Raw genomic sequence first — 15,769 nt, forward strand, 5'->3', positions numbered from 1 at the left:
GCCGTTAACACGCTGTGGTTAGGGTGCGGCCATGGATCGCCAGCAGGAATTCGTGCTCCGCACGCTCGAGGAGCGCGACATCCGTTTCGTCCGTCTCTGGTTCACCGATGTGCTGGGGTTCCTCAAGTCCGTCGCCGTCGCGCCGGCCGAGCTCGAGGGCGCTTTCAACGACGGGATCGGCTTCGACGGCTCGGCCATCGAGGGGTTCGCGCGCGTCTACGAATCGGACATGGTCGCCAAGCCCGACCCGGCCACGTTCCAGGTCCTGCCGTGGGAAACCCCCGACGGTGGCCCCTACTCGGCCCGCATGTTCTGCGACATCGCGATGCCCGATGGCTCGCCGTCGTGGGCGGACCCGCGGCACGTGCTGCGCCGCCAGCTGTCGAAGGCCGCCGAAGCGGGCTTCACCTGCTACGTCCACCCCGAGATCGAGTTCTTCCTGCTCTCGACCATGCCCGACGACGGCAGCGAGCCGGAGCCCGCGGACAACGGCGGCTACTTCGACCAGGCCAGCCACGCCACCGCGACGCACTTCCGCCGGCACGCCATCGAGACCCTCGAGGCGATGGGCATCTCGGTGGAGTTCAGTCACCACGAAGGGGCACCGGGCCAGCAGGAGATCGACCTCCGTTACGCCGATGCGCTGACGATGGCCGACAACGTGATGACGTTCCGCTACGTCGTCAAGGAGGTCGCGCTGACCCAGGGGGTGCGGGCGACGTTCATGCCGAAGCCGTTCACCGACCAGCCCGGCTCGGGGATGCACACGCACGTCAGCCTGTTCGAAGGCGACCGCAACGCCTTCTACGACGCCGAGGACCCGCACGAGCTGTCGGAGACCGGCAAGGCCTTCGTCGCCGGCGTGCTGCACCACGCCAAGGAGATCTCCGCGGTCACCAATCAGTGGGTGAACTCCTACAAACGCCTGATCAGCGGCAGTGAGGCCCCGACGACCGTCTCGTGGGGCCGGGCCAACCGCTCCGCGCTCGTCCGCGTCCCGATGTATTCACCCGGAAAGGCGTCATCCCGCCGGGTGGAAATCCGTACCCTGGACTCGGCGTGCAACCCGTACCTGGCGTACTCGGTCATCCTGGCCGCCGGGCTCAAGGGGATCGAGAAGGGCTACGAGCTGCCGCCACCCGCCGAGGACAACATCTGGCAGCTGAGCGACGCCGAGCGGCGCGCCGCGGGGTACGCGCAGCTGCCGCAGAACCTGGGAGAAGCCCTGGCCGAGATGGAGAAGTCCGAACTGCTGCCGGAAGCGCTCGGCGAGCACGTCTACGACTTCTTCCTCCGGAACAAGCGCGTGGAGTGGGACAACTACCGCAGCGCGGTCACCCCGTACGAACTCCGAACGCTCCTCCCGGTGCTCTGATGGGGCGGCGGCCGGTGTTCCTCGCGATCCTGGCCGCCGCACTCGTGCTCGCGCCCGCCGCGCCGGTGGCTGCGGCCGCCGCGCGCTTCGACCTCGACTCCGCCGACATCCCGGCGCTGCAGGCGCGGATGGCGTCCGGCCGGCTCACCGCGGTGGGCCTGACCAGCACTTATCTGGACCGGATTCACCGGATCGACGGTAAGGTCAACGCCGTCCTGGCGCTCAACCCGGCGGCTCTCTCGCAGGCTTCGGCCAGTGATGCGCGACGGCGGACTCACCGTCTGCGCGGACCGCTCGACGGCATCCCGGTGCTGGTCAAGGACAACGTCGACACTCGAGACCAGTGGACGACGGCCGGGTCGCGGGCGTTGCGGAGTTATCCGGCGAAGGACGCCACGCTGATCACCCGCCTGCGTGACGCCGGCGCGGTGATCCTCGGCAAGGCGAACCTGTCCGAGTGGGCGAACTTCCGCGCCGCGAAGCCGACGTCCGGCTGGTCGGGCGTGGGTGGGCAGACGAACAACCCGTACGTGCTGGATCGCAACCCGTGCGGGTCGTCCGCCGGGTCGGCGGCCGGCGTGGCGGCGACGCTGGCCCAGGTCGCGATCGGCTCGGAGACCGACGGCTCGATCGTGTGCCCGGCCGGGATGACCGCGACCGTCGGGCACAAACCCAGCCTCGGCCTGATCAGCCGCACCGGCGTGGTGCCGATCTCCGCCGAGCAGGACACCGCGGGCCCGATCGCCCGCAACGTCGTCGACGTGGCACTCACGCTCTCGGTCCTGCAGGGGCGTGACCGATCGGACCCGGCCACGCTCACGTACCCGCGCACCCAGCCGAGGGACTACGCGAAGTTCCTCCGCCCGGGTGTCCTGCGCGGCGCCCGGATCGGCCTCTGGCGGCTCCCGGTCCTCGGCCCGGAGACCGACGCGATCATGACGTCGGCGCGGAACTCGCTGGTCAAGGCGGGGGCGACGGTCGTCGAAGTGACGTTGCCGTACCAAGCCCGGCTGGGGGAGCTGGAGTTCCCGGCGCTGCTCACGGAGTTCCACCGGGACATCGACGCCTACCTGGCGACTCGCCCGACCGGGCCGCGCAACCTGGCCGAGCTGATCGCCTACAACCGCGCGGACCCTCTCGAGCGGACGTGCTTCGCCGGGCAAGAGCTGTTCGAGCAGGCGCTGGCCGCGCCGCCGCCCACGGACCCGGGTTACCTGGCCGGCCGGGCGGAGTTGTCGGACCTGGCTCGGCGCTCTTTGGACGAGACGCTGGCCGCGTACCGCCTGGACGCGATCGCGTCGCCGACCAACCCGCCGGCGTGGAAGACCGATTGCGCGGTGGGCGACAACGACGTGATCCCGTCCTCGACCCCGGCCGCGGTCGCGGGCTACCCCGACGTGACGGTCCCGGCCGGGTTTGCCGGACCCCTCCCGGTGGGTATCTCGTTCATGGGCGCCCGGTGGTCGGACGCCCGGATGCTCGCCTTGGCGGCGGACTTCGAACGGGTCGCGCCGGCGCGGGTCCCGCCCCGGTACCTGCCGACGGTGGGGTCGTAGCCCTCTGTAAGCACTCTGACCAGCGGAAATGGCGTTAAGTGACCCCCCTGTTTTGGGGCGGTTCGGGGGCATGTAATCTTCTCTTCGTCGCCAGGAACACCGGGTCACACCGGGGCCGCAAGCCCCAAGAGACCAGGCCGGGACGAGCGGGTTGACACCGCGGATCGGACCGGGTAATGTTCAGCGTCGGCCCACGAGCGGCCGCCGACCCCCTACGACTAAACCCGTAGGCTGAGGCATGCTCGACCAAAAGCTTGTGAATATCGCTTGGAACAACTGCCGAGGATATAGCCGCTGATAAGGCGGTGAGTCCGGAGTGTGTTGCTTGAGAACTCAACAGTGTGCTAGTGAACTAAGCCAGTAGAGCTTATATGAAACCCCCTCGTCGGGGTTTCCTTTGAGAGCAATACATTTGCCTCGATTGAATTCGAAGACATTGTTGGAGAGTTTGATCCTGGCTCAGGACGAACGCTGGCGGCGTGCTTAACACATGCAAGTCGAACGCTGAACCACTTTCGGGTGGGGATGAGTGGCGAACGGGTGAGTAACACGTGGGTAATCTGCCCTGCACTCTGGGATAAGCCTTGGAAACGAGGTCTAATACCGGATATCACCACATCAGGCATCTGGAGTGGTTGAAAGTTCTGGCGGTGCAGGATGAACCCGCGGCCTATCAGCTTGTTGGTGGGGTAGTGGCCTACCAAGGCGACGACGGGTAGCCGGCCTGAGAGGGTGACCGGCCACACTGGGACTGAGACACGGCCCAGACTCCTACGGGAGGCAGCAGTGGGGAATATTGCACAATGGGCGCAAGCCTGATGCAGCGACGCCGCGTGAGGGATGACGGCCTTCGGGTTGTAAACCTCTTTCGCCAGGGACGAAGCGCAAGTGACGGTACCTGGATAAGAAGCACCGGCTAACTACGTGCCAGCAGCCGCGGTAATACGTAGGGTGCGAGCGTTGTCCGGATTTATTGGGCGTAAAGAGCTCGTAGGCGGTTTGTCGCGTCGGCCGTGAAATCTCCACGCTTAACGTGGAGCGTGCGGTCGATACGGGCAGACTTGAGTTCGGTAGGGGAGACTGGAATTCCTGGTGTAGCGGTGAAATGCGCAGATATCAGGAGGAACACCGGTGGCGAAGGCGGGTCTCTGGGCCGATACTGACGCTGAGGAGCGAAAGCGTGGGGAGCGAACAGGATTAGATACCCTGGTAGTCCACGCTGTAAACGTTGGGCGCTAGGTGTGGGCGACATCCACGTTGTCCGTGCCGTAGCTAACGCATTAAGCGCCCCGCCTGGGGAGTACGGCCGCAAGGCTAAAACTCAAAGGAATTGACGGGGGCCCGCACAAGCGGCGGAGCATGTGGATTAATTCGATGCAACGCGAAGAACCTTACCTGGGCTTGACATGCGCCAGACATCCCCAGAGATGGGGCTTCCCTTGTGGTTGGTGTACAGGTGGTGCATGGCTGTCGTCAGCTCGTGTCGTGAGATGTTGGGTTAAGTCCCGCAACGAGCGCAACCCTTATCCTACGTTGCCAGCGCGTTATGGCGGGGACTCGTGGGAGACTGCCGGGGTCAACTCGGAGGAAGGTGGGGATGACGTCAAGTCATCATGCCCCTTATGTCCAGGGCTTCACACATGCTACAATGGCTGGTACAGAGGGCTGCGATACCGCGAGGTGGAGCGAATCCCTTAAAGCCGGTCTCAGTTCGGATCGCAGTCTGCAACTCGACTGCGTGAAGTCGGAGTCGCTAGTAATCGCAGATCAGCAACGCTGCGGTGAATACGTTCCCGGGCCTTGTACACACCGCCCGTCACGTCATGAAAGTCGGTAACACCCGAAGCCCATGGCCCAACCCCGTAAGGGGAGGGAGTGGTCGAAGGTGGGACTGGCGATTGGGACGAAGTCGTAACAAGGTAGCCGTACCGGAAGGTGCGGCTGGATCACCTCCTTTCTAAGGAGCACAACACATCCAGTGAGCTTCGGCTTACTGGAGTGGCCATCACTTAGCAGTCGAATGTACTGCTGCGATGGTTGCTCAAGGAATTGTGGAACTACTGGTTTATGTGAATTCTGTGGTGGCGCTGCCGCCGGCTAGTACTGATCGCTTGCGATCGTGGAACGTTGGCTTGCGGGCTGGGCGGGGTTCATGTTTCTGGCACACTGTTGGGTCCTGAGGCAACACGCCGAGGGGCTAGCCCCCTAGGGACGTTTGTTTCTGGTGTGGTGTTTGAGAACTGTAGAGTGGATGCGAGCATCTTTGTGGTCAAGTTGTTAAGGGCACATGGTGGATGTCTTGGCTTCAGGAGCCGATGAAGGACGTAGGAGGCTGCGATAAGCCTCGGGGAGCTGTCAACCGAGCTGTGATCCGAGGATTTCCGAATGGGGAAACCCAGCACCAGTGATGTGGTGTTACCCGCACCTGAATATATAGGGTGTGTGGAGGGAACGCGGGGAAGTGAAACATCTCAGTACCCGCAGGAAGAGAAAACAACCGTGATTCCGTGAGTAGTGGCGAGCGAAAGCGGAAGAGGCTAAACCGTTTGCATGTCAAGCTGTCAGGCGTTGTGCAGACGGTGTTGTGGGACCCGCCTTGAAGGGACTGACATTCCTTCGGATTTGCGCAGTGGTTAGTGGAACGCCTTGGGATGGGCGGCCGGAGTGGGTGAGAGCCCCGTACGCGAAAACTGCTGTTGTTGGTCTTGGTGGTGTTCCCGAGTAGCAGCGAGCTCGTGGAATTTGCTGTGAATCTGCCGGGACCACCCGGTAAGCCTAAATACTTCCTGAAGACCGATAGCGGACGAGTACCGTGAGGGAAAGATGAAAAGTACCCCGGGAGGGGAGTGAAAGAGTACCTGAAACCGTGTGCCTACAAGCCGTCAGAGCCTACTTGTTGGGTGATGGCGTGCCTTTTGAAGAATGAGCCTGCGAGTTAGTGCTGCGTGGCGAGGTTAACCCGTGTGGGGTAGCCGTAGCGAAAGCGAGTCTGAATAGGGCGATTGAGTCGCGTGGTCTAGACCCGAAGCGGAGTGATCTACCCATGGCCAGGGTGAAGCGACGGTAAGACGTCGTGGAGGCCCGAACCCACTTAGGTTGAAAACTGAGGGGATGAGCTGTGGGTAGGGGTGAAAGGCCAATCAAACTCCGTGATAGCTGGTTCTCCCCGAAATGCATTTAGGTGCAGCGTCACGTGTTTCTTGCCGGGGGTAGAGCTACTGGATGGTCTAGGGGCCTTACCGGGTTACCGAAATCAACCAAACTCCGAATACCGGTTAGTGAGAGCGTGGCAGTGAGACGGCGGGGGATAAGCTTCGTCGTCGAGAGGGAAACAGCCCAGAACACCAGCTAAGGCCCCTAAGTGTGTGCTCAGTGGGAAAGGATGTGGGATTGCCCAGACAACCAGGAGGTTGGCTTAGAAGCAGCCACCCTTGAAAGAGTGCGTAATAGCTCACTGGTCAAGTGGTCCTGCGCCGACAATGTAGCGGGGCTTAAGCACACCGCCGAAGCTGTGTCATTCACACAATACATCGGCTCAACTCCTTGAGGGTTGTGTCTAGTGGTGTGGATGGGTAGGGGAGCGTCCTGCATCCAGGGAAGCGGCGGCGGAAGCCAGTCGTGGAGGGTGTGGGAGTGAGAATGCAGGCATGAGTAGCGAATGCAGAGTGAGAAACTCTGCCGCCGGATGACCAAGGGTTCCTGGGCCAGGCTAATCCGCCCAGGGTAAGTCGGGACCTAAGGCGAGGCCGACAGGCGTAGTCGATGGACAACGGGTTGATATTCCCGTACCCGAGCATGTGCGCCCATGACGAGGCGTTTGATACTAACCACCCAAAGCCATCGGCCAATGTCTTCGGACGGAGGTTGGTGTGTGGAGCGTGGGACCTGATTTCGTAGTAGTCAAGCGATGGGGTGACGCAGGAAGGTAGCTCCGCCAGGCGATGGTTGTCCTGGTATAAGCGTGTAGGCCGTCATGTAGGCAAATCCGCATGGCAATAGGCTGAGACGTGATGTGTAGCCGTTTGAGGCGAAGTAGAGTGATCCTATGCTGCCGAGAAAAGCCTCTAGTGAGTGCATGCACGGCCCGTACCCCAAACCAACACAGGTGGTCAGGTAGAGAATACCAAGGCGATCGGGTGAACTGTGGTTAAGGAACTCGGCAAAATGCCCCCGTAACTTCGGGAGAAGGGGGGCCAAACATCCTGAAGCTCTTCTCGAGCTAGGGGTGGGTGGCCGCAGAGACCAGCGGAAAGCGACTGTTTACTAAAAACACAGGTCCATGCGAAGTCGCAAGACGATGTATATGGACTGACGCCTGCCCGGTGCTGGAACGTTAAGAGGACCGGTTAGCCTTTCGGGGCGAAGCTGAGAATTTAAGCGCCAGTAAACGGCGGTGGTAACTATAACCATCCTAAGGTAGCGAAATTCCTTGTCGGGTAAGTTCCGACCTGCACGAATGGCGTAACGACTTTCCGGCTGTCTCAACCACAGGCCCGGCGAAATTGCACTACGAGTAAAGATGCTCGTTACGCGCGGCAGGACGGAAAGACCCCGGGACCTTTACTATAGTTTGGTATTGGTTTTCGGTTCGGCTTGTGTAGGATAGGTGGGAGACTGTGAAGCTGCAACGCTAGTTGTGGTGGAGTCGTTGTTGAAATACCACTCTGGTCGAATTGGGAATCTGAACCTCGGGCCATGATCTGGTTCAGGGACAGTGCCTGATGGGTAGTTTAACTGGGGCGGTTGCCTCCTAAAGGGTAACGGAGGCGCCCAAAGGTTCCCTCAGCCTGGTTGGCAATCAGGTGTTGAGTGCAAGTGCACAAGGGAGCTTGACTGTGAGACAGACATGTCGAGCAGGGACGAAAGTCGGGACTAGTGATCCGGCACCTCCTGGTGGAAGGGGTGTCGCTCAACGGATAAAAGGTACCCCGGGGATAACAGGCTGATCTTGCCCAAGAGTCCATATCGACGGCATGGTTTGGCACCTCGATGTCGGCTCGTCGCATCCTGGGGCCGGAGTAGGTCCCAAGGGTTGGGCTGTTCGCCCATTAAAGCGGCACGCGAGCTGGGTTTAGAACGTCGTGAGACAGTTCGGTCCCTATCCGCCGCGCGCGTAGGATACTTGAGGAAGGCTGTCCCTAGTACGAGAGGACCGGGACGGACGAACCTCTGGTGTGCCAGTTGTTCTGCCAAGGGCATGGCTGGTTGGCCACGTTCGGAAGGGATAACCGCTGAAGGCATCTAAGCGGGAAGCCTGTTCCAAGATGAGGTATCCCACCCCATGTGGGTTAAGGCCCCCAACAGACCATTGGGTTGATAGGCCAGAAATGGAAGCACAGTAATGTGTTGTCGAGTTGACTGGTACTAATAGGCCGAGGACTTGCCTACGAAGATGTTACGCATCCACTCTACGGTTCTGAAACACCACACGAGAAGTATCGTGTGTGTTGTTTCGGAGTGTTTCGGTGGTTATTGCGTCAGGGAAACGCCCGGTCCCATTCCGAACCCGGAAGCTAAGCCTGACAGCGCCGATGGTACTGCAACCGAAGGGTTGTGGGAGAGTAGGACACCGCCGAACTTACTTTGAGGAAGGGCCTGGGCCCGGTCGAGACTATGTCTCCCGGCCCAGGCCCTTTTTCATGTCCGCCCGCCGACTTGGCCGGCGCCGTGATGCCCCTCCAGACACGCATGAAGCCTCCCGGATCACGCGTGATGCCTCAAACCGACCCCGGCCGAGCCACCGGCCTCCTCCGCAACGGCGACGACAACACCAGCGACGTGCTCGTCTCCCCGTACCGCTGCACCTTCTCCAGCAACTCCTCGAGCTCCGCCGTGTCCCGGCACAGCACCCGCAGGACCCAGCACTCCTCACCCGTCACGTGGTCGGCCGCCACCACCTGCGGCAGCGGCAACACCGCCGTCCGGAACCGGGGCGTGTCCAGACTGCGGACCCGGGCCCGCACCAGCGCCTCGATCGGCAACCCCAGCTTCGTCGTATCGATACTCGCCGCGTAGCCCGTGATCACCCCGCGCTCCTCGAGACGGCGGACTCGCTCCGTCACCGCCGAGCCCGACAGCGATACCCGGCGCCCCAGCTCCGTGAAGCTCAGCCGGCCGTCGGCCTGCAGGAGCTCCAGCAGGCGCCAGTCGACGTCGTCGAGGTGGTCCACCGCAACTCTCCCGGGTTCGCAGGGCCAGAACAGGGAAATCCCCGGCCGTCCCGGGCTTCCACCCCGATTCTGCCCTGTCCGGAAACCGCCTGTCCCAGCAGGATTTACCCCATGACACGCACGCTCGCCTTCCCCGCCGCGGCCCCGGAAGCCGCCGTCGAATACTTCGGTGCCGAACTCGGCTTCGAGGTCGATCCCGACGATCTCGTCCAGGACCTCGAAGCCGGCCGCACCGAGGGGTACGTCGTCGTCGAGACCCGGGCGCCCGAAGCCTTCGCTCACGCCCGCATCCCCGGCGCCATCAACCTGCCGTACCGGGACATGACACCGGCCAGTACGCAGCACCTCGACCGGGACCTCGTGTACGTCTGCTACTGCGAAAGCACCGTCTGCAACGCCGCCACCAAGGGCGCCCTCAAGCTCGCCGAACTCGGCTTCAAGGTGAAACGGCTCTCCGGCGGCATCACCGCCTGGATCGCCGCCGGGTACCCCGTCGAAGGCGACAAAGCCGGAGGAATTCGCTGTGCCTGCTGACCTACCCTGGAAAGCGTGACCCGAATCCTGATCATCCAGCCGGACGCGTCGGACCCGCTGGGCCCCCTCGGCGACTGGCTGACCGAGGCCGGCGCGGAACTCGACGTCCGCCTGCAGCCGGAGCAAGGCCTCCCCGACCTCGACGGCTACCAGGCCGTCGTCTGCCTCGGCGGCGGCATGGCTGCCGAAGACGACGCCAAGCACTCGTGGCTCGCCGACGTCCGGCGGCTGCTGGCCAAGGCGGCGGCGAAGAACCTGCCCACCCTGGGCATCTGCCTCGGCGCGCAGCTGCTGGCCGTCGCCACCGGCGGCCGGGTCGAGGTCGGCCCCGACGGGCCCGAAGTCGGTCCGCACCTCGTCAACAAGAAGGACGCGGCGTGGACCGACCCGCTGTTCGCCGACCTGCCGCTCCTGCAGGACGTCCTGCAGTTCCACACCGACGCGATCACCCGGCTCCCGCCCGGCGCCGAGCTGCTCGCGTCCTCCCCGCGCTACGCGCACCAGGCCTACCGGGTCGGGCGTTGTGTCTACGGTGTCCAGTTCCACATCGAGACGACGCCCGAAGTCGTCGAGAGCTGGGCCGCGGAATGCCCCGAGGAGGCCGAATTCGCCCGGCCCGGCGCACTCGAGCACGAAAAGCTGGTCACCGTGCACGCCGACATCGAGGAAACCTGGCGCCCCTTCGCGCACCGGTTCGTCAAGCTGGCGGCCGGAGAACTGCAACCCGCGGTGGCCGGTCAACGCACCTTGCCGCTGGCTTAACGACGGAGGTCACAACCAGCAACATCCTGTTAACGCCAGGCGTACCCGTCAGGTACCTTGCGGGAGGAGTCCCCACAAGGGTGCGGAGGTCGGGGTGCAACCCTCGTTGCTGGTCGTGGTCGTCGTCGTCACGGCCCTCATTTTCGATTTCACGAACGGGTTCCACGACACCGCGAACTCGATGGCGACGTCGATCGCCACCGGTGCACTCCGGCCCCGCGTGGCCGTCGCGATTTCGGCGGTGTTGAACCTCGTCGGCGCGTTCCTGTCGGTCGAGGTCGCCAAGACGATCTCCAGCGGACTGGTGGACGACACGAAGATCGGCCCGGCGGTCGTCTTCGGCGGGCTGATCGGCGCCATCGTCTGGAACCTCGTGACGTGGTTCGTCGGCCTGCCGTCGAGTTCGTCGCACGCGTTGTTCGGCGGCCTGATCGGCGCCACCTGGATCTCCGCCGGCGCCGACTCCGTCCACTTCGGAAAGATCGTCGAAAAGGTCCTGGTGCCCGCCGCGGCCAGCCCGGTCATCGCCGGGCTCGTCGCGATGCTCGCCACCTACCTGGTCTACCGCTTCCTGGTGCGCGGCCGCCCGGCCACGCGCGGGTTCAAGGTCGGCCAGATCGTCTCGGCCTCCCTCGTCTCGCTCGCGCACGGCACCAACGACGCGCAGAAGACGATGGGCGTCATCACGCTCACGCTCGTCACGGCCGGCAGCCTCCCGGCGGGCGCGTCGCCGCCCGTCTGGGTGATCGTCAGCGCCGCGTGCGCGCTCGCCCTCGGCACCTACCTCGGCGGCTGGCGCATCACCCACACCCTCGGCAAGGGCCTGACCGACATCGAGGGCCCGCAGGGCTTCGCCGCCCAGACGAGCTCGGCGCTGGTCATCCTGGTCTCGTCGCGGCTGGGCTTCCCGCTGTCGACCACGCACGTCTGCTCCGGCGGGATCGTCGGCTCCGGCGTCGGCCGCCGGGACGCGCCGGTCCGCTGGCGGATGGCGGGCCGGATGGTCGTCGCCTGGCTGTTCACGCTGCCCGCGGCCGCGATCGTCGGCGCGATCTCCGGCAAGATCGCCTCGCTCGGCAACGCGGGCACCATCGCCGTCGGTGTCGCCGGGGCCGGGGTCGGCCTCGGCATTTACCTCCTCTCCCGACGTCATCCCGTCACCGCGCACAGCTTCCAGGTGCCCGAGCCGACACCCGCCGGGACCGAGCCGGGCCGGCTCGCCGCCTGAGCCGCGTTCCCCGGCTACGGTTGCAGGTGATGGCAGACCGCGCGCGAACGACCGCTTCGGCGGCGAGGTACGGCTTCACCGACTCCCGTGCCGAGGGTCAGTTGCGCGCGGCCGGCTGGTGGGCCGACGCCGGCCCGGCCGAGGCGGCCGCCGACGTGCTCGCGGCGCTGTCCCGTACCGCTGACCCGGACCTCGCCCTGCTCGGCCTCGACCGGATCCGCGAGGCCGACGCCGCCGAGTGGACCGACCTCGAAGCGCAGCTCCGCACCCACCGGACGTTCCGCGGCCGCTTCCTCAGCGTGCTGGGGACGTCGAGCGCGCTCGCCGACTTCCTCGCCGCCAACCCGGACCAGTGGCGCTCGCTCACCGGGGACAAGTGCACCGATTCCGCCTGCTACCGCGAAGCTCTGCGCACAGCTCTCCTGGCCGACGACTGCTCGGTCCTCACCGGGCTCAAAGCCGAGCAGGCCCTCAAGGTCGCCTACCGCGGTCAGCTGCTCGGCATCGCCGCCGCCGACCTCGGGCACGTCGTCGAGGCCGGGCTCGAGCACCCGCGCTACGCGGAGGTCGCGGCGCAGCTGACCGAGCTCGCGGAAGCCGCGCTCGCCGCCGGGCTGGTCGTCGCCGAGGCCGAAGCCGGCGCGTCCGCCGAAGGCACCTTGGCCGTCATCGCGATGGGCAAGTGCGGCGGCCGGGAGCTCAACTACGTCAGCGACGTCGACGTCATCTTCGTCGGCGAGGGCGACCTCGGCCTCGCGACGCGGCTGGCGAGCACGATGATGCGCGTCGTCGACCGGGCGTGCTTCGAGGTCGACGCGGCGCTGCGCCCCGAAGGCAAGGCCGGCGCGCTCGTCCGCACGCTCGACGGCCACCACGGCTACTACCAGAAGTGGGCCAAGACCTGGGAGTTCCAGGCGCTGCTCAAGGCGCGGCCGGTGGCGGGCGACGCCGAGCTCGGCCGCCAGTACGCCGAGATGGTCGCGCCGCTGGTGTGGTCGGCGGCCGACCGCGAGAACTTCGTCGCCGAGGTGCAGCAGATGCGCCGCCGGGTCGAGGGGCACGTGCCGTCCGAGCACGCCGAACGCGAGCTGAAGCTGGGCCGTGGCGGCCTGCGTGACGTCGAGTTCGCGGTGCAGCTGCTGCAGCTCGTGCACGGCCGGGTCGACGCGGACCTGCGGTCACCGTCCACGATGGACGCGCTCGAGGCACTCGGCGAAGGCGGTTACGTCGGTCGCCAGGACGCCGCCGAGCTGGGCGCGTCGTACGAGTTCCTGCGGATGATCGAGCACCGGCTCCAGCTGCGGCGGCTGCGCCGGACGCACCTGTTCCCGGCGCCGGCGGACACCGACGAGCTGCGCATCCTCGCCAGGGCGAGCGGGATCAAGGCGACCGGCGGCAAGACCCAGGGCGAGGCGCTGCTCGCGGAGTTCCGGCGGCACGGCAAGGGCATCCGGCGCCTGCACGAGAAGATTTTCTACCGGCCGCTGCTGCAGTCGGTCGCGAACGTGCCGGCCGAGGCGCTGCGCCTGACCACCAAGCAGGCCGCCAGCCGGCTGGCCGCGCTCGGCTACACCGCCCCCGACGGCGCCCTCCAGCACATCAAGACCCTGACCGCGGGTGTTTCGCGGCGCGCGGCGATCCAGCAGGCGCTGCTGCCGGTCCTGCTCGACCTCTTCGCCGACACGCCGGACCCTGACGGCGGCCTGTTGTCCTACCGGAAGGTGTCCGAGGCGCTCGAAGACACTCCGTGGTACCTGCGGGTGCTGCGCGACGAAGGCACGGTCGTGGAGAACCTGGCCTTCCTGCTTGGTACGTCCCGGCTGGTGCCCGACCTGCTGGTCCGCGCGCCGGAAGTGCTGCAGCTGCTCGGCGACCCGGCCCGGCTGCTGGGCCGCACGCCCGCCGAGGTGGCGACGTCGCTGCGGGCCGCCGTCCGGCGTCAGCCCGGGGTGAACGCCGCCATCGCGGCCGCGCGTTCACTGCGGCGGCACGAACTCCTGCGCGTCGCCTGCGCGGATCTGCTCGGGCTGCTCGACGTGCGCGCGGTCTGCGAAGCGCTGTCTTCGGTGTGGGTCGCGGTGCTGCAGGGCGCGCTGGCCGCGGCGTTCCGCCAGCGGCAGGCCGAACTCGGCCGGACGCCGGCCCGCATCGCCGTGATCGGGATGGGCCGGCTCGGCGGCGCGGAACTCGGCTACGGCTCCGACGCGGACGTGCTCTTCGTCTGCGAGCCGTCCGAAGGGGTTTCGGACGCCGACGCGGTGAAGTTCGCTTCGTCGGTCGCGGAGACGGTCCGGAAGATGCTGGGCGCGCCGAGTTCGGACCCGGCTCTGGAGGTCGACGCCGACCTGCGGCCGGAGGGGCGGAGCGGGCCGCTGGTCCGGACGATCGAGTCCTACCGCGCCTACTACGCGCGGTGGGGCGAGGTATGGGAGGCGCAGGCGCTGCTGCGGGCCCGGTTCGTCGCCGGCGACGACGACCTCGGCGAGCGCTTCATCGCGATGATCGACCCGATCCGCTACCCCGAAAGCGGTCTGGACGCGACGAAGGCCCGCGAAATCCGCCGCATCAAGGCCCGCGTCGAGACGGAGCGGATGCCGCGCGGCGCCGACGCGACGCTGCACACGAAGCTCGGCCGCGGCGGCCTCGCCGACGTCGAGTGGACGGTGCAGCTGCTGCAGCTCCAGCACGCCCACGAGGTCGAGGGCCTGCGGACGACGTCGACGCTCGACGCGCTGGCGGTGCTCCCGGAAGCAGGCCTGGCCGAGCAGCCCGAAGCGGACTCGCTGGCCGAGGCGTGGCTCCTGGCGACGCGCGTGCGCAACGCGGGGATGCTGGTGCGCGGCAAGGCGGTCGACCAGGTGCCAGGTTCCGGCCGCGACCTGGCCGCGGTGGCCCGCGTCCTCGGCCAGTCGGCCGGCGACGACCCGGGTGAGTTCCTCGACACGTACCGCCGCATCACCCGGCGGGCGCACGCGGTGGTGGAGCACCTGTTCTACGAAGCCTGACCTACAGTGGGCCGGTGACCGATCGCGAGCCCTTCCGGACCCGGATCAAGGTCCGGCACTACGAGCTGGACACCCTGGGCCACCTCAACCACGCCGTCTACCACTCCTACGGGGAAGTATCCCGCCTGGAGCTCCTCGAAGCGTCGGGCGCGCTGAAGGGGCTTCAGGGCGTTGCCGCGGTGCTGCTGGAGACGCACGTCGTGTTCCGCCGCGAGCTGCGCGCGGGCGACGAGGTCGAAGTGACGTGCGAGGCGAAGTTCGGCACCGGCAAGACGTTCAAGATGGATTCGAACATCATCAAGCTCGACGGAACGCTGGCCGCGGAGATCACCTGCACGCTGGGGCTGATGGACCTGGAGGCCCGCAGGCTGGTGGCCGATCCGCGCGGCCGCTTCGAGGCGGCCGGCGCGGACCTGAAGCTGATGTCCACCTCGGACGACTGAGCGCGCCTCCGGATCACCGCGTCCAGAGGACGGGCTTGTCCTGGTAGTCGCGCCCTTCGGCGTATTTGGCCCCCGTGACCTTGTCGTCGGCCGCGGCGGCGTCCAGCCGGCAGGTGTCGAACTTGGCGCCGACGGTCGTGAAGGTCTTCGGGGTCAGCTTGCTCGAGCAGGCGTCCACGGAGCCGGTGATGAACGTGCCGGTGCCGCTGCCGTCGGCGAGCACGGCGCGCACGAGCGGCGGGTTCTTGGTCGAAAGGTCGGTGCCGCCCAGGTTTTCCAGCGTCAGGCGGATGTAGTACGGCGTCATCCCGTCGGCGTTCGACCCGAACTTCTGCCGGAAGCTCGCGACGTCCCCGGGTTCGACGGCGGTCACGGTGATCCCGATGTAGCCGTCCTGCCACGGCACGACCGCCTGCTGGCCGAGCTTCAGCTCGGCACCGGCGGCGGCGATCCCGGTGGGAACGACCGTGCTGGGCGACGCCGTGCTGGTGGACGCCGGAGTGGTCCGGTCCTTGTCATCGCTTCCCGAAGGGCTACCGCAGGCGACGAGGCAACCGGCGGTCCCGGCCGCGATGATGGCGTGCTTGATCCGCATGACAATCCGTCCTTCCCCAGTTGATCACCGCGATTCTGGACCAACCGGACGGCGGCCGGTCACCGGGGGTGATCTTGCGGCGGACGGAAAAGAGAAACGCC

The 15,769-nt window shown here is 66.0% G+C and carries 9 protein-coding genes and 3 rRNA genes; 10 read left to right on the top strand and 2 right to left on the bottom strand.

Annotated elements, in window-relative coordinates; translation table 11 throughout:
- The first annotated feature begins 31 nt into the window (after positions 1-31).
- The 5 genes from glnA to rrf all read left to right on the top strand — a co-directional run bounded on the left by glnA (position 32) and on the right by rrf (position 8,509).
- Complete coding sequence (glnA, locus tag ACFPLC_RS20710) at positions 32-1,375, top strand: type I glutamate--ammonia ligase (protein WP_086676528.1); 1,344 nt, start codon at positions 32-34, stop codon at positions 1,373-1,375.
- Complete coding sequence (locus ACFPLC_RS20715; RefSeq protein WP_378207710.1) at positions 1,375-2,931, top strand: amidase; 1,557 nt, start codon at positions 1,375-1,377, stop codon at positions 2,929-2,931. Before glnA ends, ACFPLC_RS20715 begins: the two co-directional genes overlap by 1 nt.
- 436 nt (positions 2,932-3,367) lie before the next feature.
- A 16S ribosomal RNA gene (locus ACFPLC_RS20720) occupies positions 3,368-4,888 on the top strand.
- Positions 4,889-5,198: 310 nt separating this feature from the next.
- Positions 5,199-8,319: ribosomal RNA gene (locus tag ACFPLC_RS20725) — 23S ribosomal RNA — on the top strand.
- Between the two features lie 73 nt (positions 8,320-8,392).
- A 5S ribosomal RNA gene (gene rrf, locus ACFPLC_RS20730) occupies positions 8,393-8,509 on the top strand.
- The 16S, 23S and 5S rRNA genes sit together here, the layout of an rRNA operon.
- A gap of 139 nt (positions 8,510-8,648) precedes the next feature.
- Here rrf and ACFPLC_RS20735 read toward each other — a convergent pair.
- Positions 8,649-9,101, bottom strand: coding sequence for an Lrp/AsnC family transcriptional regulator (locus tag ACFPLC_RS20735; RefSeq protein ID WP_378200843.1), 453 nt, complete (start codon positions 9,099-9,101; stop codon positions 8,649-8,651).
- 111 nt (positions 9,102-9,212) lie between these two features.
- On the opposite strand from ACFPLC_RS20735, the gene ACFPLC_RS20740 reads away from it, so the two are divergent.
- The 5 genes from ACFPLC_RS20740 (at position 9,213) to ACFPLC_RS20760 (ending at position 15,073) form a co-directional block, all read left to right on the top strand.
- Complete coding sequence (locus ACFPLC_RS20740; RefSeq protein WP_378200840.1) at positions 9,213-9,635, top strand: rhodanese-like domain-containing protein; 423 nt, start codon at positions 9,213-9,215, stop codon at positions 9,633-9,635.
- 15 nt (positions 9,636-9,650) lie between these two features.
- Entirely contained in the window at positions 9,651-10,397 is a 747-nt protein-coding gene (locus tag ACFPLC_RS20745; protein ID WP_378200837.1) for a type 1 glutamine amidotransferase, read from the top strand.
- 94 nt (positions 10,398-10,491) lie between these two features.
- Complete coding sequence (locus tag ACFPLC_RS20750) at positions 10,492-11,625, top strand: inorganic phosphate transporter (RefSeq protein ID WP_378200834.1); 1,134 nt, start codon at positions 10,492-10,494, stop codon at positions 11,623-11,625.
- A 29-nt stretch (positions 11,626-11,654) separates the two neighbouring features.
- Complete coding sequence (locus ACFPLC_RS20755; RefSeq protein ID WP_378200831.1) at positions 11,655-14,630, top strand: bifunctional [glutamine synthetase] adenylyltransferase/[glutamine synthetase]-adenylyl-L-tyrosine phosphorylase; 2,976 nt, start codon at positions 11,655-11,657, stop codon at positions 14,628-14,630.
- 14 nt (positions 14,631-14,644) lie between these two features.
- The gene (locus ACFPLC_RS20760) at positions 14,645-15,073 is read left to right on the top strand and encodes an acyl-CoA thioesterase (protein ID WP_378200828.1); all 429 of its coding nucleotides are present in this window, start codon (positions 14,645-14,647) and stop codon (positions 15,071-15,073) included.
- 13 nt (positions 15,074-15,086) lie between these two features.
- Here the strand turns inward: ACFPLC_RS20760 and ACFPLC_RS20765 are convergent, their stop codons facing one another.
- A complete protein-coding gene (locus ACFPLC_RS20765) occupies positions 15,087-15,668 on the bottom strand; it encodes a hypothetical protein (protein WP_378200825.1) in 582 nt (193 codons plus the stop codon).
- Between the last annotated feature and the right edge of the window lie 101 nt (positions 15,669-15,769).

It is taken from the genome of Amycolatopsis plumensis (assembly GCF_042652605.1).
Lineage (GTDB): Bacteria > Actinomycetota > Actinomycetes > Mycobacteriales > Pseudonocardiaceae > Amycolatopsis > Amycolatopsis plumensis.

Coding starts and splice junctions, on each gene's coding strand:
- glnA (WP_086676528.1), top strand. CDS start 32: ATGGATCGCCAGCAGGAATTCGTGCTCCGCACGCTCGAGGAGCGCGAC.
- ACFPLC_RS20715 (WP_378207710.1), top strand. CDS start 1,375: ATGGGGCGGCGGCCGGTGTTCCTCGCGATCCTGGCCGCCGCACTCGTG.
- ACFPLC_RS20740 (WP_378200840.1), top strand. CDS start 9,213: ATGACACGCACGCTCGCCTTCCCCGCCGCGGCCCCGGAAGCCGCCGTC.
- ACFPLC_RS20755 (WP_378200831.1), top strand. CDS start 11,655: ATGGCAGACCGCGCGCGAACGACCGCTTCGGCGGCGAGGTACGGCTTC.
- ACFPLC_RS20765 (WP_378200825.1), bottom strand. CDS start 15,668: ATGCGGATCAAGCACGCCATCATCGCGGCCGGGACCGCCGGTTGCCTC.